16 protein-coding genes are annotated in these 18,060 nt (G+C 40.3%); all 16 read left to right on the forward strand.

Annotated elements, in window-relative coordinates; all coding sequences use genetic code 11:
- The first annotated feature begins 17 nt into the window (after positions 1–17).
- The 16 genes from ABVM50_RS09050 to ilvA all read left to right on the forward strand — a co-directional run bounded on the left by ABVM50_RS09050 (position 18) and on the right by ilvA (position 17,902).
- The gene (locus tag ABVM50_RS09050) at positions 18–1,556 is read left to right on the forward strand and encodes a YifB family Mg chelatase-like AAA ATPase (RefSeq protein WP_405198264.1); all 1,539 of its coding nucleotides are present in this window, start codon (positions 18–20) and stop codon (positions 1,554–1,556) included.
- Positions 1,557–1,669: 113 nt separating this feature from the next.
- Positions 1,670–2,830 (forward strand): DUF2891 domain-containing protein, encoded by a 1,161-nt coding sequence (locus ABVM50_RS09055; RefSeq protein WP_405198265.1) that lies wholly within the window; start codon positions 1,670–1,672, stop codon positions 2,828–2,830.
- Positions 2,827–4,047 (forward strand): Nramp family divalent metal transporter, encoded by a 1,221-nt coding sequence (locus ABVM50_RS09060; protein ID WP_405198266.1) that lies wholly within the window; start codon positions 2,827–2,829, stop codon positions 4,045–4,047. The genes ABVM50_RS09055 and ABVM50_RS09060 overlap by 4 nt, the downstream gene beginning before the upstream one ends.
- Positions 4,044–4,784: a 5-oxoprolinase subunit PxpA gene (gene pxpA, locus ABVM50_RS09065; protein WP_405198267.1), complete on the forward strand. Its 741-nt coding sequence runs from the start codon at positions 4,044–4,046 to the stop codon at positions 4,782–4,784. The genes ABVM50_RS09060 and pxpA overlap by 4 nt, the downstream gene beginning before the upstream one ends.
- Before the next feature lie 2 nt (positions 4,785–4,786).
- On the forward strand, positions 4,787–5,518 hold the full coding sequence (gene pxpB / locus ABVM50_RS09070; RefSeq protein WP_405198268.1) for a 5-oxoprolinase subunit PxpB: 732 nt from the start codon (positions 4,787–4,789) through the stop codon (positions 5,516–5,518).
- Positions 5,487–6,362 (forward strand): biotin-dependent carboxyltransferase family protein, encoded by an 876-nt coding sequence (locus tag ABVM50_RS09075; RefSeq protein WP_405198269.1) that lies wholly within the window; start codon positions 5,487–5,489, stop codon positions 6,360–6,362. The genes pxpB and ABVM50_RS09075 overlap by 32 nt, the downstream gene beginning before the upstream one ends.
- Positions 6,363–6,615: 253 nt before the next feature.
- On the forward strand, positions 6,616–7,008 hold the full coding sequence (locus tag ABVM50_RS09080) for a hypothetical protein (RefSeq protein ID WP_405198270.1): 393 nt from the start codon (positions 6,616–6,618) through the stop codon (positions 7,006–7,008).
- 8 nt (positions 7,009–7,016) lie between these two features.
- Positions 7,017–7,754 carry a hypothetical protein gene (locus ABVM50_RS09085; RefSeq protein ID WP_405198271.1) on the forward strand — a complete coding sequence of 246 codons (738 nt, stop codon included), beginning with the start codon at positions 7,017–7,019 and terminating at the stop codon, positions 7,752–7,754.
- Between the two features lie 59 nt (positions 7,755–7,813).
- On the forward strand, positions 7,814–8,602 hold the full coding sequence (locus tag ABVM50_RS09090; RefSeq protein WP_405198272.1) for a sensor histidine kinase: 789 nt from the start codon (positions 7,814–7,816) through the stop codon (positions 8,600–8,602).
- The gene (locus ABVM50_RS09095) at positions 8,595–9,227 is read left to right on the forward strand and encodes a response regulator (protein ID WP_405198273.1); all 633 of its coding nucleotides are present in this window, start codon (positions 8,595–8,597) and stop codon (positions 9,225–9,227) included. The genes ABVM50_RS09090 and ABVM50_RS09095 overlap by 8 nt, the downstream gene beginning before the upstream one ends.
- A gap of 90 nt (positions 9,228–9,317) precedes the next feature.
- A complete protein-coding gene (locus ABVM50_RS09100; protein ID WP_405198274.1) occupies positions 9,318–10,841 on the forward strand; it encodes a GNAT family N-acetyltransferase in 1,524 nt (507 codons plus the stop codon).
- A 357-nt stretch (positions 10,842–11,198) separates the two neighbouring features.
- On the forward strand, positions 11,199–12,872 hold the full coding sequence (ilvD, locus tag ABVM50_RS09105) for a dihydroxy-acid dehydratase (protein WP_405198275.1): 1,674 nt from the start codon (positions 11,199–11,201) through the stop codon (positions 12,870–12,872).
- Positions 12,873–12,883: 11 nt separating this feature from the next.
- The gene (gene ilvB / locus ABVM50_RS09110) at positions 12,884–14,617 is read left to right on the forward strand and encodes a biosynthetic-type acetolactate synthase large subunit (protein ID WP_405198276.1); all 1,734 of its coding nucleotides are present in this window, start codon (positions 12,884–12,886) and stop codon (positions 14,615–14,617) included.
- The gene (ilvN, locus tag ABVM50_RS09115; protein WP_322302364.1) at positions 14,617–15,156 is read left to right on the forward strand and encodes an acetolactate synthase small subunit; all 540 of its coding nucleotides are present in this window, start codon (positions 14,617–14,619) and stop codon (positions 15,154–15,156) included. Before ilvB ends, ilvN begins: the two co-directional genes overlap by 1 nt.
- On the forward strand, positions 15,153–16,628 hold the full coding sequence (gene ilvC / locus ABVM50_RS09120) for a ketol-acid reductoisomerase (protein WP_405198277.1): 1,476 nt from the start codon (positions 15,153–15,155) through the stop codon (positions 16,626–16,628). The genes ilvN and ilvC overlap by 4 nt, the downstream gene beginning before the upstream one ends.
- Positions 16,628–17,902 carry a threonine ammonia-lyase IlvA gene (gene ilvA / locus ABVM50_RS09125; protein WP_405198278.1) on the forward strand — a complete coding sequence of 425 codons (1,275 nt, stop codon included), beginning with the start codon at positions 16,628–16,630 and terminating at the stop codon, positions 17,900–17,902. The genes ilvC and ilvA overlap by 1 nt, the downstream gene beginning before the upstream one ends.
- The last annotated feature ends 158 nt before the right edge of the window (positions 17,903–18,060 follow it).

The following is an 18,060-nucleotide window of genomic DNA, read 5'->3' on the forward strand; positions in this document are numbered from 1 at the left end:
ACATTTTAAGTGATTTTATGCTTGTAAAAGTTTATGGAAGTGCTGTTTTTGGTGTTGATGCCACTACAATCACTATCGAGGTTAATGTAGCTTCGGGTATTGGATACCATCTTGTAGGTTTGCCAGATAATGCAGTCAAGGAATCCAGTTATCGGATTACTGCTGCCCTTCAAAATAACGGTTATAAATTACCCGGTAAAAAGATCATCGTAAACATGGCACCTGCCGATCTAAGGAAGGAAGGTTCAGCTTACGATCTTAGTTTTGCCATGGGCATTCTGGCCGCATCTGAGCAAATAAAAGCGATCAATATTTCAGAGTATATCATAATGGGCGAATTGTCTCTGGACGGCAGCCTTCAACCGATTAAGGGTGCACTGCCAATCGCAATTCAGGCTAAAAAAGAAGGTTTTAAGGGTTTTATTCTGCCTGAACAAAATGCCAGAGAAGCAGCGATCGTTTCAGGTCTGGATGTTTTTGGAGTAAGTAACATCAAGGAAGTTATCGATTTTTTTCATTCAGGTAAGCAATTGGAGCCTACGATCATCAATACCAGGGAAACTTTTTTCCAGGATCTTGACAATCTTGAGCATGATTTTGCCGATGTGAAAGGCCAGGAATCAATCAAGAGATGTATGGAGATTGCTGCTGCGGGAGGCCATAATATTATTCTTATTGGACCTCCGGGTGCGGGAAAAACCATGCTTGCCAAAAGATTGCCCAGTATTCTGCCACCAATGACTTTGCAGGAAGCACTGGAAACTACTAAAATTCATAGTGTGGCCGGCCGAATTAAAGATAATGTTGGCCTGCTGGCTCAACGACCATTCAGGAGTCCGCATCATACAATTTCTGATGTTGCTCTTGTTGGCGGGGGTGGATATCCACAACCTGGTGAGATCTCGCTATCTCATAACGGCGTGCTATTTCTGGATGAGCTGCCAGAATTTAAAAGAAGTGTATTAGAAGTGATGCGGCAACCACTGGAAGACCGGGAGGTCACCATCTCCAGAGCTCGATTTACCGTTACCTATCCTTCCAGTTTTATGCTCGTCGCCAGTATGAACACAAGTCCAGGCGGTTATTTCAATGATCCAGATGCGCCTGTATCTTCATCTGCTTATGAAATGCAACGATACCTGGGCAAAATTAGCGGACCGTTACTCGATAGAATCGATATTCATATTGAAGTGACGCCCGTTCCATTTGATAAACTTAGCGAAGAAAGAAAAGGCGAATCCAGTAAATCTATTCGTGAGAGAGTAAGCAAGGCAAGAAGTATTCAATCTGAAAGATTCCAGGATCTTGAAAATGTACATTACAATGCCCAGATTGGTCCAAGGCAGATAAGAGAGCATTGCCAGTTGGATGATGCGTCGAAGACTTTATTGAAAACGGCAATGGAGAAACTAAATCTCTCGGCCCGGGCTTACGATCGTATTTTAAAAGTTTCCAGAACGATTGCAGATCTGGCTGGTAGTTCTCAAATTCAGGGAGAACATATAAGTGAAGCAATACAATATAGAAGTCTGGACAGGGAAGGATGGCTGGGTTAATATCTTGAGTTTTAATTAACGAAACCTTTGCCTGTTTTTTATATTTTTGGATAAAACCTACTAAATCAATCTGTAAATTTCGAAATTCACCGAAAGAGACGCAATTACAACCAATGAAACAACTTCTTTTAGCCTCCGTATGTTTGCTTATTTTATCCTGTAAAGGGAATTCAGAAGACCCTGTTGAAAATCCTGGAGATACTGACAGTTTAATAACTGAGAGTATCCTGCCAGATGCACTCAAAACCACCGATAAAGTAACATTAAATCTTACTGAAGCTAATAATCTTGCGGAATTACCATTAAGTTGTTTAAATACAGAATACCCTAATAAATTGGGACAAACTCTCGAAAATGCAGAGGCGATGGACGAACCCAAAGCTTTGCATCCAGCCTTTTACGGTTGCTTCGACTGGCATTCGTCTGTTCATGCGCATTGGTCATTGGTGAGTTTGTTGAAGCAATTCCCGGATCTAGAGAAGAATGAAGAGATTCGTGAAAAATTGAAAACCTCTCTCTCTTCAGACAATATTGAAGGAGAGGTTGCATACTTCAATCGTAAAGAAAGTACAGCATATGAACGTACTTATGGCTGGGCATGGTTGCTGAAGTTGTCACAGGAGCTAAAGTCCTGGGAAGATCCTCTTGGACAGGAACTTGCTGCAAATCTTCAACCACTTACAGATCTAATAACTATGCGATTCATTGAATTCCTTCCGAAGTTAAATTACCCGGTAAGAGTAGGAGAACATACCAATACCGCATTCGGACTCACTTTTGCCTATGATTATGCAGAAGCTACAGAGAACCAGGAATTAATGGAAGTGGTCAAGAAAAGTGCACAGAATTTCTTCCTGAAAGACGACAATTGCCCGGTAAGCTGGGAACCAAGTGGATACGACTTTATTTCTCCATGTCTGGCAGAAGTGGACATCATGAGAAGAGTACTTCCAAAAAGTGCTTTCAACCTTTGGATAGAAGATTTCATGCCGCAATTGAAGAATGAAGATTTTGAGATGGAAGTTGGTGAAGTATCAGATAGATCTGATGGTAAACTGGTTCATCTCGATGGTCTAAACTTCAGCAGAGCCTGGATTTTCTCTGGTCTTGCTAATCAATACCCTGAAAAATTCGGTCATTTAAGAGCTCTTGCCAATGAGCATGTGGCCTATTCCTTTCCAAACGTTTCCGGTGACGGTTATGAAGGTGGTCACTGGCTGGGGACTTTTGCGATTTATGCTTTACAGGAATCTGGAAAGCAACCCGTAAAATGAAAAACTTCTTCAGAAATCTAGGTCCTGGAATCCTTGTTTCTGCTGCATTTATTGGTCCTGGAACCGTTACCGTATGTAGTCTCGCAGGTGTGGAATTTGGTTATAGTCTGCTATGGGCTTTGATGGTTTCAATAATTGCCTGTATCGTATTACAGGAAATGTCTGCCAGGCTTGGTCTGGTAACTGGTAAAGGTCTAAGTGATTCCATACGGCAATCCATAACATCTCCGGTTTTCCGAGTATTAGCTCTAATTCTAATTTTCTCTGCAATTGTAATTGGGAATGCCGCTTACGAAGCTGGGAATATATCTGGTGCGGTCATGGGTGTACAGAGTATCATGCCTATTGAGGAAATATCAATTTCGGGAAATGCTATCAATCTTTGGAGCTTTATCATTGGAGGTTCTGCATTTCTACTACTTTATTTAGGGAGCTATAAGAAACTGGAAAAAGTGTTTATAGGATTGGTGGTTCTAATGAGCCTGGCGTTTATTATCACAGCTTTTCTTACTCAACCATCTTGGTCCGGCGTTTTTCAAGGCTTTATGCCGACATCCATAAGTGATGAGATTCTAACGATCATCGCATTGGTGGGAACTACCGTGGTACCTTATAATTTGTTTCTACACGCATCTTTGGTTGGTGAGAAATGGACCGGCGTTAAACATCTTAAAACTGTACAGAGAGAACTAGTATTTTCGATCATTCTGGGTGGCATGGTTTCCATGGCGATCCTAATATGCGCAGCATCTTCCGGATTAAGCTCTATTGATGATGTAGCCGGTCTGGCAGTAGGTCTTGAGCCATTATTTGGAAATATGGCCACTGCTTTTCTGGCAGTTGGATTACTGGCAGCCGGGATCACCTCGTCCATAACAGCCCCTTTGGCGGCAGCATATGTTGTGAAAGGTTGTCTTGGATGGCAGGCGGGAATGTCCGACTGGCGGTTTAAAGCTGTGTGGATGAGCATAATCATTCTTGGTGTGTTTTTCAGCTCCCTGGGAATTAAACCGGTCGAGATCATTCAGTTTGCGCAGATAGCTAATGGAATTGTGCTTCCTGTCATTGCGATATTTCTTTTATGGATCGTCAATCAGGAATCAATTCTGGGTAAATTCAGAAATTCAGCCTTTCAAAACATAATTGGTATCTTGGTAATTGCCCTGGCCATATTCCTTGGCGTGAAATCAATTTATAAAGTAATACAGAATTTATGATCAAAAAAACCATTCATATAAATTGTGATCTTGGAGAAGGAGGAGAGTTCGACGAGAAGTTAATGCCACTTATTTCTGCTTGTAATATTGCTTGTGGAGGACATGCTGGGAACCTGGAAACCATGCATAGAACTGTTCGTCTGGCTCTTGAAAATAACGTAGAAATTGGAGCGCATCCATCCTATCCAGACCGGGCAAACTTCGGAAGAAATCATATGGAAATGACTGCTGAAGAATTGAAACTTTCAATTGAAGGACAGGTGCTAAGTTTGAAGCAAATAGTGGAATCTGAAGGTGGGAAACTGAGTCATGTAAAACTGCATGGTGCTCTCTATAATGATGCCGCAAAATATAGGAATATTTCCGAGATTGTAGTGAGGAGTCTTGAAGATCTTGGAGATGATTTGAGGTTGTTTGTGCCTCTAAATTCCCAACTGGGAGAACTAGCTTTAGGGAGATTTGAACTCTATTATGAAGCTTTTGCAGATCGAAATTATGAGAAAAATTATGGTCTGGTTCCTCGATCAAAAACGCATGCGATCATCCAAGATAGGGAAGCGGTTTTTCAACACGTAAGAAGTATCTATAAAGAGAACAAGATCCTATTGCAAAACGGCGAATTTTTAGAGGCCCAGGCAGACACATTTTGCGTGCATTCTGATACTCCTTTAGCGGTGGAAATTCTACAGTATTTACAACATAAATTAGCTGCGGAAAACATCTACATTAAATCCTGAAAATGATCAAGTGGAAAAGTGTATCGAAATTGGGAGATCGCGGAATTCTGATAGAATTCCCTCATGAAATTTCAGAAAAAACACTTCAAACTATACTGGACGCAAAAGCTACGCTATCAAAGATATACCTTGAACAAGAGGTTGAAATAACTAATACATACAACTCGATATTAATTAGTTACCCTTCAACTATAAGAGATGTCTATAGTGAGTTAAATGTAGTTTCCAAGGCTCTAAGAACTACGAATATATCAAAAAATCTTAATAAGCGAATTTTCAAAATTCCTGTCTGTTATGAACCAGAGTATGCTCCAGATCTGGACGATGTAGCTGCTTTAAAAAGCATGAAAAAAGACGAAGTGATCTCCCTTCATTCCACTTCAGAATACCTGGTGTATTTTACCGGGTTTTTGCCTGGCTTTTTATACCTGGGTGGGTTGAATAAAAAAATTGCAACTCCGCGAAAAACCACTCCGCGAAAAATTGTTCAAAAAGGTAGCGTGGGAATCGCAGAAGATCAAACTGGAATTTATCCGCAAGAGAGTCCGGGTGGATGGCAAATTATTGGTCGAACACCTCTGGATCTTTTCAATTCGAAAAGCGAAATTCCCAGTCCATTTATTGCTGGAGATTTCGTGCGATTTTATCCAGTAAGTAATTTGGAATATATCCAAATTCAAAAAAAGGTGCAGCAAGGAAAATATGAATTCGAAATTATCAAATCCAATGGGTGAATTAGTTGTTAAGCAGCCAGGACTATTCTCCACGATTCAGGATTTCGGAAGATTTGGATCGAGAAAATATGGTGTTCCTGAGAGCGGAATTATGGATAGATATGCCTTCAAAATTTGCAACCTTATTCTCGGGAATTCGGAAAATGATGCGGTGCTGGAAATAACATTTGTTGGGCCTGTTCTTGAATTTAATGCAGCTACAAATATTTGTATTGGAGGAGCAAATCTTAGTCCGAAGATTAACGATTTAGAGATCGATTTAAATACTGCTTATCAAGTTGAGGCTGGAGATATTCTTTCCTTCGGAAAAAGGAAATCTGGATTCAGGTCCTACCTCGCGATTAAAAATGGTTTTCAATCTCCAGAAATTCTGGGAAGTCGAAGTTGGTTCGAAGCTGTTACAGGAAATCATAGACTTCAGAAGAACCAGCTTTTACATTATCAAACTTCAGAAGCTATTCGCAAAAATCCTCATTCAGCCATTCATGTAAATACAGATTACCTTAATTCAGAAATGATCGAAACTTATGAAGGGCCAGAATTTGGAAAACTACCAGAATCTTTACAAAAACTTATTTTTCAGAAGAAATTTAAGGTGAGTGGTGATAGCAACCGGATGGCTGTACAATTTGAAGAATCGATAAATAATGACCTCAAAGGCATTCATACTTCCCCGGTCATGCCAGGAAGCGTTCAACTTACTCCATCAGGGAAACTGATTGTGCTTATGAGGGACTGTCAAACTACGGGAGGTTATCCAAGGGTTTTACAACTATCAGAATTTGGGATACAGGTACTCTCTCAAAAAATGCCCGGTGAAGTTGTACAATTTCATAGAAGATAAGGATTTCTTTAAATAGCAAAAAGTGCCAACTAAGTTTATTAATGCTATAGAAAAGACCCTACTCAGAACTACAACTAAACTATGATTGACACTTTTTTTGTCCCCAAAACATTTTAGATAAACTAAAATGACTCTACAAATATAGATACAGTTGTGGCTGTAGAGTAGGGGAATTTTCCCCTTTCTTGCAGATAAGCTCAATTTTATTATTAGAAATTATATTTTAGAGGCAGATAATCAAACCCTTATAATCGTGAATCCACCAAATAAGTGCATTACTGTTCAGAAAGCTAAACAGCTCCAAAAAGAATGGCGTGATACCAGGTCTATAGTTACTACAAATGGAAAAGAACATAAAGATACCTGTGAGTTCCATTTTGATCTGGAAGAACTTCAGGAATATATCAATTACGTTCGTGAACAATCTCAGCAGAATAAAGCTGAAAGGCCAGGAATCAATGTCTGGCTTGGTGCTTATCAGGCTGAGGGCGATAAACCTAGTCTTAATACCGTGTTTTTCTCTGCAACGCGTAAAATGAAAGCTGAAGAGGAAGATGGTTCTGGAAGAGACTACCTCGAAAATGGCGAAATTGAACCAATGAATACTGTAGGAGGTATGTGGCCTCCTTTACCATATAAAGGCTAGGATTTTCTGTGATAAAATTCATTATTGAAAACAAGCTGTACATAGGATATCTTATGGAATTCCTTGCGGCTTGTGCTGGAACATTACACCTCATAAAATCCCGGAATTTAAGAACTGGCGTAAAACTTTTTGTTGGATTCCTATGGTTCAATTTTTTCTACGACCTGCTGGGAATGTACCCAATATGGGCTTATTATGATAATTACCAGTCGGCACCATTTTTAAAAGACACTGCTTTTGCACGTAATTTCTGGTATTATAATAATTTCTATGTCATAAAGTATTTTGTGCTGGGGCAGTTATTTATTTTACAGTTAAACCATCCTGAAAGTCAAAGTTTAAGGAAAATACTGGGTAAGCTGAAATGGGTCTTTGTCATCTACAGTATTATCTGCTTCGCAAGTTTTGGTAACTATTTGTATCAATATGACTATACGGTTATCATATTTGGAACATTCTTTCTTGTAGCCTGTATTATGGCTTACCTCATTCAAATGCTTCGTACAGATGAAATTCTTCAATTTAAGTCAGATGTAATTTTTTATATCGCTGTAGCGCTTATCCTTTACGAATTATGCATTGCACCCATCAATATTTATGGAGGATATTTCAATGAAGGTAATATGGAATTTGTACAATTTTATGCGCGTATTCTCAGGTACGGGAATATTTATTTATACGGAATCTTCATCATGGGTTTTCTTGTAACTTTGAAAAATGGAAGAAAAACTGATACCTTAGCTTAGAAATAATGTATAAAGCTAATAGCTAAATTAGGTTTACCAGTGTTTAAAATCCAATAGAAATGCTTCGGAAAGAAGAGATCATTCTAATTCTCTATTTTATACTGGTGATCGTACTACTCACCGTATTCACCGTCTTTTTTGTGATTACTTATCAAAAGCGGAAGAATAAGATCCTGCAGGAGAAATTTGAGGCAGAACAACAATTTTTAATTGAACTCAATAATACGAAGATCGAGATACAGGAAGCTACATTGAAGAATGTAAGCTGGGAACTCCATGACAATATTGGTCAGTTACTATCTGTAGCCAGTATCCAGTTGAACATACTTTTAAAAAGATCTAAAGAGGATGCCGCTCCAGCGGTTACAGAGATCAAAGACCTGGTGGCTAATTCTTTAAATGAAGTTCGTTCACTTTCCAGGACTCTCAATAACGAAGTAATTCATACAACCGGGTTGCACAAGTCTGTTCGCGACGAGCTGGAGCGTTATAATCGTATGGACATCCTTCAGGCAGAATTGGAAATTACTGGGGAAGCCAGGGAAATTAAACCTGAAAGTGAGATCATTATATTCCGGATCATGCAGGAGTTTTTTAATAATGTCATCAAGTACGCCGAGGCATCTTCACTTCAGGTACATTTAAACTATCTGGAAGATTCACTGCAGATTCATGCAAAGGATAACGGGAAAGGTTTCGATGATTCTGAAGTAGAAAAAGGTTCCGGAATAATCAATATGTATAGCAGGGCCAAGCTAATCAATGCTAAAATTGATATTCAGAGTAAAGTTGGAGAAGGAACCTCTCTGAAATTAAACTATCCTATTCAAATAACCAGCAATGTCTAAAAATATAAGCATAGTAGATGATCATAAGCTGTTCGCAAGTTCATTGCGGGTTCTAGTGAATTCCTTCGACGGTTTCCAGGTGCTTGATTATTTTAAGAACGGGCAGGAGCTTATAGACCATGTGGAGAATGGTCTGGAACTTCCAGATGTTTTACTGCTGGATATGAGAATGCCGGTAATGGACGGTTTGCAGACAATGACCTGGTTGAAACAACATCAGCCAGATCTTAAAGTTCTTGCCCTGACTGTAGATCAGGAAGATGAAACGATCATCAAAATGTTGAAACTCGGTGCTCGCGGATATCTTCTGAAGGATATAGATCCAGATGAATTTGAACTTGCTTTAAACAGGATCGTTGATACTGGTTATTATACAAATCAGCTGATTTCTGAAGCTTATAGAAATGAAGGAAAAGCTGAGAAATATGAAGTACTTACCGGCAGGGAACAGGAATTTTTAGGTTATGCCTGTAGTGAGCTTACCTATAAAGCGATCGCTTCAGAAATGAATCTTAGTCCTAAAACTGTAGAAAATTATCGGGAGAGTCTCTTTAGTAAGTTACGGGTTAAGAGTAGAGTAGGCCTGGTTATGGTTGCCATTAAAGAAGGATATTTCAAGATCTAAAAATTTAAGAATACTTTATATCAAAAGCAGCTTTGCGCCATTACATAATTCGCGAACTGCAGTATCTTCGTACTTTCAAATTAGATATTCGTGATAGATTCAGCAAAAATAGAACTTCGGAATTTACAGGTTAAGGATTACGAGGAATTGAAGATTTCCATGGTCAAAAGCTACCAGGCTATGCCAGATGAATACTGGAGCAAGGCTGAGATCAAAACTTTGATCAGTAAATTTCCTGAAGGCCAGTTATGCATTATTATAGACAATCGAATTGCAGGATGTGCCCTCTCTATTACAGTAGATTATGACAAGTTTGATGATAATCATACCTATGAAGAGATCATTGGGGGAGAAAACTTTTCCACGCATACCAAAAACGGTAATGTTCTCTACGGAATCGATGTATTTATTCACCCGGAATTCCGCGGAATGCGGTTGGGTCGAAGACTGTATGAAGCTCGAAAGGAATTATGTGAGCATTTAAATCTGAAAGCGATCGTTTTTGGAGGTAGAATTCCGTATTATGCAAAGTATGCAGATGAGTTAACTCCGAAGCGCTATATTGAGAAAGTAAAATTGCAGGAAATTCATGATCCTGTACTCTCATTTCAGTTAAGTAATGACTTTCACGTAAAGAAAGTGATCAAGGGATATCTTTCCGGAGATCATGAATCCAAGGAATTTGCAACTTTGATGGAATGGAATAATATCTATTATTCTAAACCTCAAAAGCTGGTAAATACTACCAAAACAGTGGTTCGACTTGGGCTTGTGCAATGGCAGATGCGTTTGTTCAAAGATTATGAAGCGCTGGTTTCCCAGATCGAGTTCTTTGTGGATGCAGTAAGTAATTATCAGAGTGATTTCATACTTTTTCCAGAGCTCTTCAATGCGCCTTTAATGGCTCAGTTCAATCATCTTTCTGAGCCGGAAGCCATTCGTGCGTTATCAGACTATACCGAAAAATTACTGGAAACCTTTCGGGAGTTCGCGATCAACTACAACATTAATATCATTACCGGAAGTATGCCAATGCCGGAAGGTGAGCATATGTACAACGTAGGATATCTTTGCAGAAGGGATGGAAGCTATGAACGTTATGAAAAACTGCATATCACTCCTGCAGAAGAAACTGCCTGGGGAATGAAGGGCGGTAACAGGCTGGAAACCTTTGATACAGATTGCGGGAAAATTGGAGTACTAATTTGCTATGATGTAGAATTTCCTGAAGTTTCAAGATTACTGGCCGAGGAAGGAATGAACATATTATTTGTACCATTTATGACCGATACCCAGAATGGATATTCTCGGGTCAAGATTTGTGCTCAGGCACGTGCGGTAGAAAATGAATGTTATGTTGCCATCGCTGGTTCTGTTGGAAATTTGCCGAAGGTTGATAATATGGATATTCAGTACGCTCAAAGTGCTGTATTAACCCCTTCAGATTTTGCTTTTCCTGTAAACGGAATCAAAGCGGAAGCTACTCCAAATACTGAAAGTACTTTACTGGTAGATGTCGATCTGGATCTTTTAAAAGAGTTGCACAACTTCGGAAGTGTTCGAAATATGAAAGACAGGAGAAAAGATCTATATTCTTTACGAAGAAAAAAATAGAATATTCAACTGAAAGTGAGGAGGTTTTAGAACTTTTTACTAGTTTTAAACCATGATTAGTATTGTTGAAAAATTCGTTGTGGCGGTGTTGGAAATTTTGTTCTAAAAAATTCCGACAATCAAATTTATCATAAGCTCACGAAGCCACCATTTCTGGTGGCTTTTTTTATTCCGATAAGATTAATTTCTGCCCAGAAATAGTTCCAGAGATCGTAAATAAAAGCTATTTAAGTTGCTGATATTCAGTTGTATATTTAATTAGTTCTTCAATTAGCGTTCATTCACTCCTTTAATATTACGACCAAAGGTGTTCGATTCCCAGTATTTTTAATTCTTACAGAACAGAATTGAAAATTAATGAACACCAAATATAGCAGTACCATAACGCAAAGTGATTCTCAACCAGCTTCCCAGGCCATGCTTCACGCCATTGGATTGAGTAGGGAAGATCTAAAAAAACCATTCGTAGGGATAGGAAGTACCGGGTATGAAGGTAATCCCTGTAACATGCATCTTAATGACCTTGCAAAAGAGGTTAAAAAAGGGACTCAGCAAGCAGGGATAAATGGACTTATTTTTAATACGATTGGAGTAAGTGATGGAATTTCCATGGGAACTCCAGGAATGCGTTTTTCTCTTCCTTCACGGGATCTAATAGCAGATTCTATGGAAACGGTGGTTAGCGGAATGTCTTATGACGGACTTGTAACTGTAGTTGGCTGTGATAAGAATATGCCAGGTGCGCTCATGGCAATGCTAAGATTGAACCGACCTTCGGTATTAGTGTATGGAGGAACGATCTCTTCGGGTTGTCATAATGGTAAAAAACTGGATGTGGTTTCGGCTTTTGAAGCCTGGGGCTCCAAGGTTTCCGGGGAAATGCAGGAAGAGGAGTATCAGCAGGTCATCGAAAAAGCCTGTCCTGGTGCCGGAGCATGTGGTGGTATGTATACTGCAAATACTATGGCTTCAGCAATTGAAGCTCTGGGAATGAGTCTGCCTTTTAACAGCTCTAATCCCGCAACCGGTCCTGAAAAGGTCCAGGAAAGTGTGAAAGCTGGAGAAGCTATGCAACTGCTACTTGAAAAAGATCTCAAACCTAAAGATATCGTATCTGCCAAATCTCTGGAGAATGCCATTAGATTATTGACCGTACTAGGTGGTTCTACCAATGCTGTGCTGCATTTTCTGGCGATCGCTAAAGCTGCGGAAATCAATTTCGGATTAAAGGATTTTGAAAGAATTTGTGAAGAAACTCCGTTTCTGGCAGACCTCAAGCCTAGTGGGAAATATCTAATGGAAGATATTCACCGGATTGGTGGGATCCCGGCCGTCATGAAATACATGCTGGAGAAAGGTCTGCTTCACGGCGATTGCATGACGGTTACCGGCAAAACTATATCAGAAAATCTTGAAGAGGTAGAACCTATGCCATTTGATCAGGATGTGATACACCCGGTGGAGAAACCTATCAAAGCAACCGGGCATATTAGAATACTGTACGGGAATCTCGCTCAGGAAGGTTCCGTAGCAAAAATAACAGGTAAAGAAGGTTTGAAATTTCACGGTAAAGCCAAAGTTTTCAATGGTGAATATGATGCCAATGAAGGTATTTCATCTGGAAAGGTGAAAAAAGGTGATGTAGTCGTCATTAGATATGAAGGTCCTAAAGGTGGTCCTGGAATGCCGGAAATGCTAAAACCTACTTCAGCAATTATGGGAGCTGGTCTGGGTAAGGATGTGGCTTTGATAACCGATGGTAGATTTTCTGGAGGAACTCATGGATTCGTAGTGGGACATATCACTCCGGAAGCACAACAGGGCGGACTTATTGGATTGCTGAAGGATGGCGATGAAATAAGTATTAATGCCGAAACAAATAAGATCGAAGCTCATTTGAGTGATGAAGAAATAAGTAAAAGAAGAGCAGTATGGAAAGCACCCGCTTTCAAGGCAAAAGGAGGCGTGCTATATAAATACGCAAAAACAGTAGCATCAGCATCAGAAGGATGCGTGACAGATGAATTTTAATTAGGTGAAATATGGAGGTTAAAACAGCTAGTTTCGAAAAGCAAAGCACGAAAAAAAGCCTGACCGTATCAGGAGCAGAGGCTGTGATCAAATGTTTGCTCGAAGAAGGTGTGGATACAATTTACGGGTATCCAGGAGGGGCGATCATGCCTGTATATGATGAACTGTATAAATATCAGAAAGAAATTCATCATGTGCTCACCAGGCACGAACAGGGAGCAACGCATGCTGCCCAGGGTTATGCCAGAGTTTCCGGTAAAGTAGGGGTCGCTGTGGCAACTTCTGGTCCTGGAGCTACCAATCTTGTAACCGGGATTGCAGATGCGCAAATAGATTCTACACCAATGGTTTGTATCACTGGCCAGGTTGGGTCTCATCTTCTGGGTTCAGATGCTTTCCAGGAAACCGATATTGTTGGTATTTCCACGCCGGTAACTAAATGGAACTACCAGATCACCAATGCTGCAGAGATTCCGGAAGTAATGGCGAAGGCTTTTTATATCGCGAGGTCGGGAAGACCAGGACCGGTACTAATCGATATTACCAAGGATGCGCAGTTTGCGTCGTTGGAATTCAGTTATAAAAAATGTTCTGGAATAAGAAGTTACCAGGCGATCCCGGAATTAAATCTTCTGGAAGTACAACGCGCTGCAGAAGTGATCAATAATGCTAAAAAACCAATGATCGTTTGGGGACAGGGAGTGATTCTGGGAGGAGCTGAAGATCTATTCAAACAGGTTGTAGAAAAATCTGGAATTCCTGCTGCATGGACCATTCTGGGACTTTCGGCATTACCAACAGATCACCCATTGAACGTGGGAATGGTGGGAATGCATGGAAACTACGCACCAAATATGCTAACCAATGAATGCGATGTTTTAATTGCAATTGGGATGAGGTTTGATGACCGGGTTACTGGAAATCTTGAAAAATATGCAAAACAGGCGAAGATCATTCACTTTGAGATCGACCGGGCTGAAATTAATAAAAATGTACATGCAGATTACCCGGTTCTGGGGGATGTAAAAGAAAGTCTGAAGGCATTGCTTGAATTACTGGAGCCATATTCTCATAAGGAATGGCACCAGAAGTTTAAGGATATGTACAAAACCGAATATGAGAAAGTGATTCAGGGAAATCTAGATGTTAACAAGAAAGATCTCGGAATGGCTGAGGTCATTCAGGAAGTAAATATCCAATCTAAAGGAGATGCGATCATTGTTTCAGATGTTGGTCAGCACCAAATGGCAGCCTGCCGTTATGCGAAATTCAATCAGTCAAGAAGTAATGTGACTTCCGGGGGATTAGGAACAATGGGATTTGCTTTACCAGCAGCCATTGGCGCAAAAATGGCAAAACCAGAAAGAGATGTCGTGGCGGTGATAGGTGATGGCGGTTACCAGATGACCATTCAGGAATTAGGAACCATTTTCCAGACCAAAGTTCCAGTCAAGATCGTGCTTTTAAATAACGGTTTCCTGGGCATGGTAAGACAATGGCAGCAAATGTTCTTTGATAGACGTTATGCTTCCACAACCATGGTGAATCCAGATTTTATAACGATCGCCAAAGGTTATCATATTAAAGCAAACCAGGTGACCGAAAGGAGTCAGCTTGAGTCGGCAGTAAAAGAAATGATGCAAAGCGATGAAGCCTATTTCCTTGAAGTAAAAGTTGAACAGGAAGAAAATGTGTTCCCAATGATCCCAACCGGAGCATCAGTTTCAGAAATATTATTAGAGTAATGGAAAAACAGAACTATACAGTTTCGATTTATACCGAAAATAATCTTGGTCTACTTTCCAGGATTGCCGCAATCTTTTTGAAAAGACATATCAATATTGAAAGTATTACGGCTTCCCCCAGTGAGGTGACTGAAGTGATGCGTTTTATTATTATTGTAAAGGTTTCCGAAGAACAGATCAAGAAGATCGTAGGACAGATCGAAAAGCAGATCGAGGTGATCAAGGCTTTTTATCATACCGATACTGAAACGATTTACCAGGAAACAGCTTTGTATAAAATCAAATCTGAAGATTTTCTGGATGACCATAATATTCAGGATTTTATTAAAGAGACTAATGCGCGAATTGTGACCGTAACCAGGCAGTTTTTTGTGATAGAAAAGACCGGAAAACGCAATGAGGTCGATCAGCTTTATGAAAAACTAAAACCCTACGGACTCATGCAATTCGTAAGATCTGGAACCATCGCGGTCACCAAGAACGAAATGCCGATATCAGGAATACTAGAAAAATTTAATACCACAAACTCATTATCATGACCAACTATTTTAACAGCCTTTCCAAAGCTGAAAAACTCGATCAATTAGGTACCTGTAGATTTATGGAACTGGATGAATTCAGTAACGAAGCAGATGCTTTAAAAGATAAGAAAATAGTCATTGTGGGCTGCGGTGCGCAGGGTCTCAATCAGGGACTTAATATGCGTGACAGCGGTCTGGATATTTCATATGCGTTAAGAGAAAGCGCGATCAGGGAAAAACGTCAATCCTGGAAAAATGCTTCAGAAAATGATTTCACTGTTGGAACTTACGAAGAGTTGATCCCGGATGCAGACCTGGTGATTAACCTTACTCCAGACAAGCAGCATACCTCGGTTGTAAAGGCCATCCAGCCGCACTTGAAGCAAGGAGCCGTTTTATCCTATTCTCACGGCTTTAATATCGTGGAAGAAGGAATGAAGATTCGGGAGGATGTTACCGTGATTATGGTCGCTCCAAAATGTCCAGGTTCTGAAGTTCGTGAAGAATACAAACGTGGGTTTGGAGTTCCAACTTTAATCGCCATTCATCCGGAAAACGATCCGAAAGGAATTGGTCTGGAATGGGCGAAAGCCTATGCTTATGCCACAGGAGGTCATCGCGCCGGAGTACTGGAATCTTCTTTTGTTGCTGAAGTAAAATCTGATCTTATGGGTGAACAAACCATCCTGTGTGGTGTTTTACAAACCGGATCCATTCTAACTTTTGACAAAATGGTTTCTGAAGGTCTGGATAAGAACTATGCAGCAAAACTAATTCAGTATGGTTGGGAAACGATTACGGAAGCTTTGAAGCACGGCGGAATCACACAGATGATGGACCGGCTTTCAAATCCTGCAAAGATGAGAGCCTATGAAATTTCAGAAGAGCTAAAGGAAAAAATGCGTCCGTTATTTCAGAAGCATATGGATGATATCATTTCAGGTGAGTTCAGTAGCCGAATGATGAAAGACTGGGCCAATGACGATACCGAGTTACATACCTGGAGAGCTGAAACCGAAAATACTGCTTTCGAAAAGACAGAAGCAACTTCTGAAGAGATCTCAGAACAGGAATATTTTGATAAGGGAGTCTTGCTGGTTGCTTTCGTAAAGTCGGGTGTAGAATTAGCCTTTGAAACTATGGTAGATGCGGGAATTATTGAAGAATCGGCTTATTATGAATCCTTGCATGAAACTCCGTTGATCGCGAATACCATCGCCAGGAAAAAACTTTACGAGATGAACCGCGTAATTTCAGATACCGCGGAATATGGATGCTATTTGTTCGATCACGCAGCCAAACCATTGATCAAGGACTATGTGAATTCTCTGGAACCTGAAGTTGCCGGAAGAAAATTTGCTTCAGAAGACATAGGTGTGGATAATGAGAAATTATCAAAAGTAAATGAAGAGATCAAAGAACATCCCGTAGAGAAAGTAGGCGCAACTTTACGATCTGCGATGACTGCAATGAAGAAAATATACGCTTAATGGAAACTCTGCTGGAAAAAGATACGATTTACAAACCTAGTCTCGAAGCGGTTAAAGAGGCTTCGGAAAGGATCTCTAAGGTGGTTCTGAAAACTCCTTTAGCTGAATCTTTTACCTATAGCAAGCGCTTTGATGCAAAGGTAATGCTGAAGCGTGAGGATTTGCAACAGGTTAGATCTTACAAAATTCGAGGAGCCTATAATAAGATTTCCAGTTTACCACAGGAACAGCTCGAAAAAGGAGTGATCTGCGCCAGTGCGGGGAATCATGCTCAGGGTGTTGCTTTTGCATGCAATAAGCTCAAAGTTAAAGGAGTAATCTATATGCCTGGCACCACGCCACAACAAAAGGTGGAGCAAACTGAGATGTTTGGCGGTGAGTGGGTGGAAGTAGTGCTGAAGGGTGATACCTATGACGATTCCTATAAGAGTGCGTTGGCACATATGGCTGAAAAAGGACTTATTTTCATTCATCCTTTCGATGATGAAAAAGTTATTGAAGGTCAGGCGACCATAGCCCTGGAGATCCTTGAGCAAGCAAATGAACCTATAGATTATGTTTTTGCGCCGCTTGGCGGTGGCGGACTCCTGGCAGGAATTTCTTCTATGTTCAAGGAGCTTTCGCCCAAAACTAAGATTATTGGCATCGAACCTCAGGGTGCACCATCGATGAAGACCTCTCTGAAAGAAGGTAAAGTAGTCGAACTGGATCATATAGAACGATTTGTAGATGGCGCCTCTGTCCAGAAAGTTGGAACGCGAAATTTTGCTATTTGTAAGGAAAATCTGGATGAAATGATCACAGTGCCGGAAGGAAAGATCTGCCAGACCATCCTTGATCTCTATAACCAGGATGCTATGGTGGTGGAACCAGCCGGAGCCATGGCGATTTCAGCTCTGGATCTGTATGCTGAAAAGATCAAGGGTAAGAATGTAGTATGTATCGTTAGTGGTAGTAACAACGATATCATCCGGATGGCCGAGATCAAGGAACGTGCATTACTATATTCCGGATTAAAACATTATTTCGTAATCGTTTTCCCTCAAAGGGCAGGGGCCTTAAAGGAATTTGTAGCGAAAGTCCTTGGACCAAATGATGATATTACTCATTTTGAATATTCTAAAAAGCATAACAGGTCGAACGGGCCAGCGGTTGTGGGTATTGAGCTGAAGGATCCAGCGGACTTTGAACCCCTGGTAGAGAGAATGAAAAAGAAGAATTTTTATGGGGAATATTTGAATAATAATCCAAATTTATTTCAATTTTTGATCTAGAACTGCCTGTACCTTAAAAATTTATATACATTTGTAATATGATTTCGATCAATAAGATAATATTAGTCCGTTTCAATTTCAGGCCCCGCCGCCGCTTCTAGGCAGCACCCCGAAACGACTTTTTATTACTATTATCTTACATCTCAATTTTGAACTAC

Source organism: Christiangramia sp. LLG6405-1 (assembly GCF_045055805.1).
GTDB lineage: Bacteria > Bacteroidota > Bacteroidia > Flavobacteriales > Flavobacteriaceae > Christiangramia.

Coding starts and splice junctions, on each gene's coding strand:
- ilvC (WP_405198277.1), top strand. CDS start 15,153: ATGACCAACTATTTTAACAGCCTTTCCAAAGCTGAAAAACTCGATCAA.
- pxpA (WP_405198267.1), top strand. CDS start 4,044: ATGATCAAAAAAACCATTCATATAAATTGTGATCTTGGAGAAGGAGGA.
- ABVM50_RS09060 (WP_405198266.1), top strand. CDS start 2,827: ATGAAAAACTTCTTCAGAAATCTAGGTCCTGGAATCCTTGTTTCTGCT.
- ilvN (WP_322302364.1), top strand. CDS start 14,617: ATGGAAAAACAGAACTATACAGTTTCGATTTATACCGAAAATAATCTT.
- ABVM50_RS09050 (WP_405198264.1), top strand. CDS start 18: ATGCTTGTAAAAGTTTATGGAAGTGCTGTTTTTGGTGTTGATGCCACT.
- ABVM50_RS09095 (WP_405198273.1), top strand. CDS start 8,595: ATGTCTAAAAATATAAGCATAGTAGATGATCATAAGCTGTTCGCAAGT.
- ABVM50_RS09090 (WP_405198272.1), top strand. CDS start 7,814: ATGCTTCGGAAAGAAGAGATCATTCTAATTCTCTATTTTATACTGGTG.
- ABVM50_RS09055 (WP_405198265.1), top strand. CDS start 1,670: ATGAAACAACTTCTTTTAGCCTCCGTATGTTTGCTTATTTTATCCTGT.
- ilvB (WP_405198276.1), top strand. CDS start 12,884: ATGGAGGTTAAAACAGCTAGTTTCGAAAAGCAAAGCACGAAAAAAAGC.
- ABVM50_RS09075 (WP_405198269.1), top strand. CDS start 5,487: ATGAATTCGAAATTATCAAATCCAATGGGTGAATTAGTTGTTAAGCAG.
- ilvA (WP_405198278.1), top strand. CDS start 16,628: ATGGAAACTCTGCTGGAAAAAGATACGATTTACAAACCTAGTCTCGAA.
- ilvD (WP_405198275.1), top strand. CDS start 11,199: ATGAACACCAAATATAGCAGTACCATAACGCAAAGTGATTCTCAACCA.
- pxpB (WP_405198268.1), top strand. CDS start 4,787: ATGATCAAGTGGAAAAGTGTATCGAAATTGGGAGATCGCGGAATTCTG.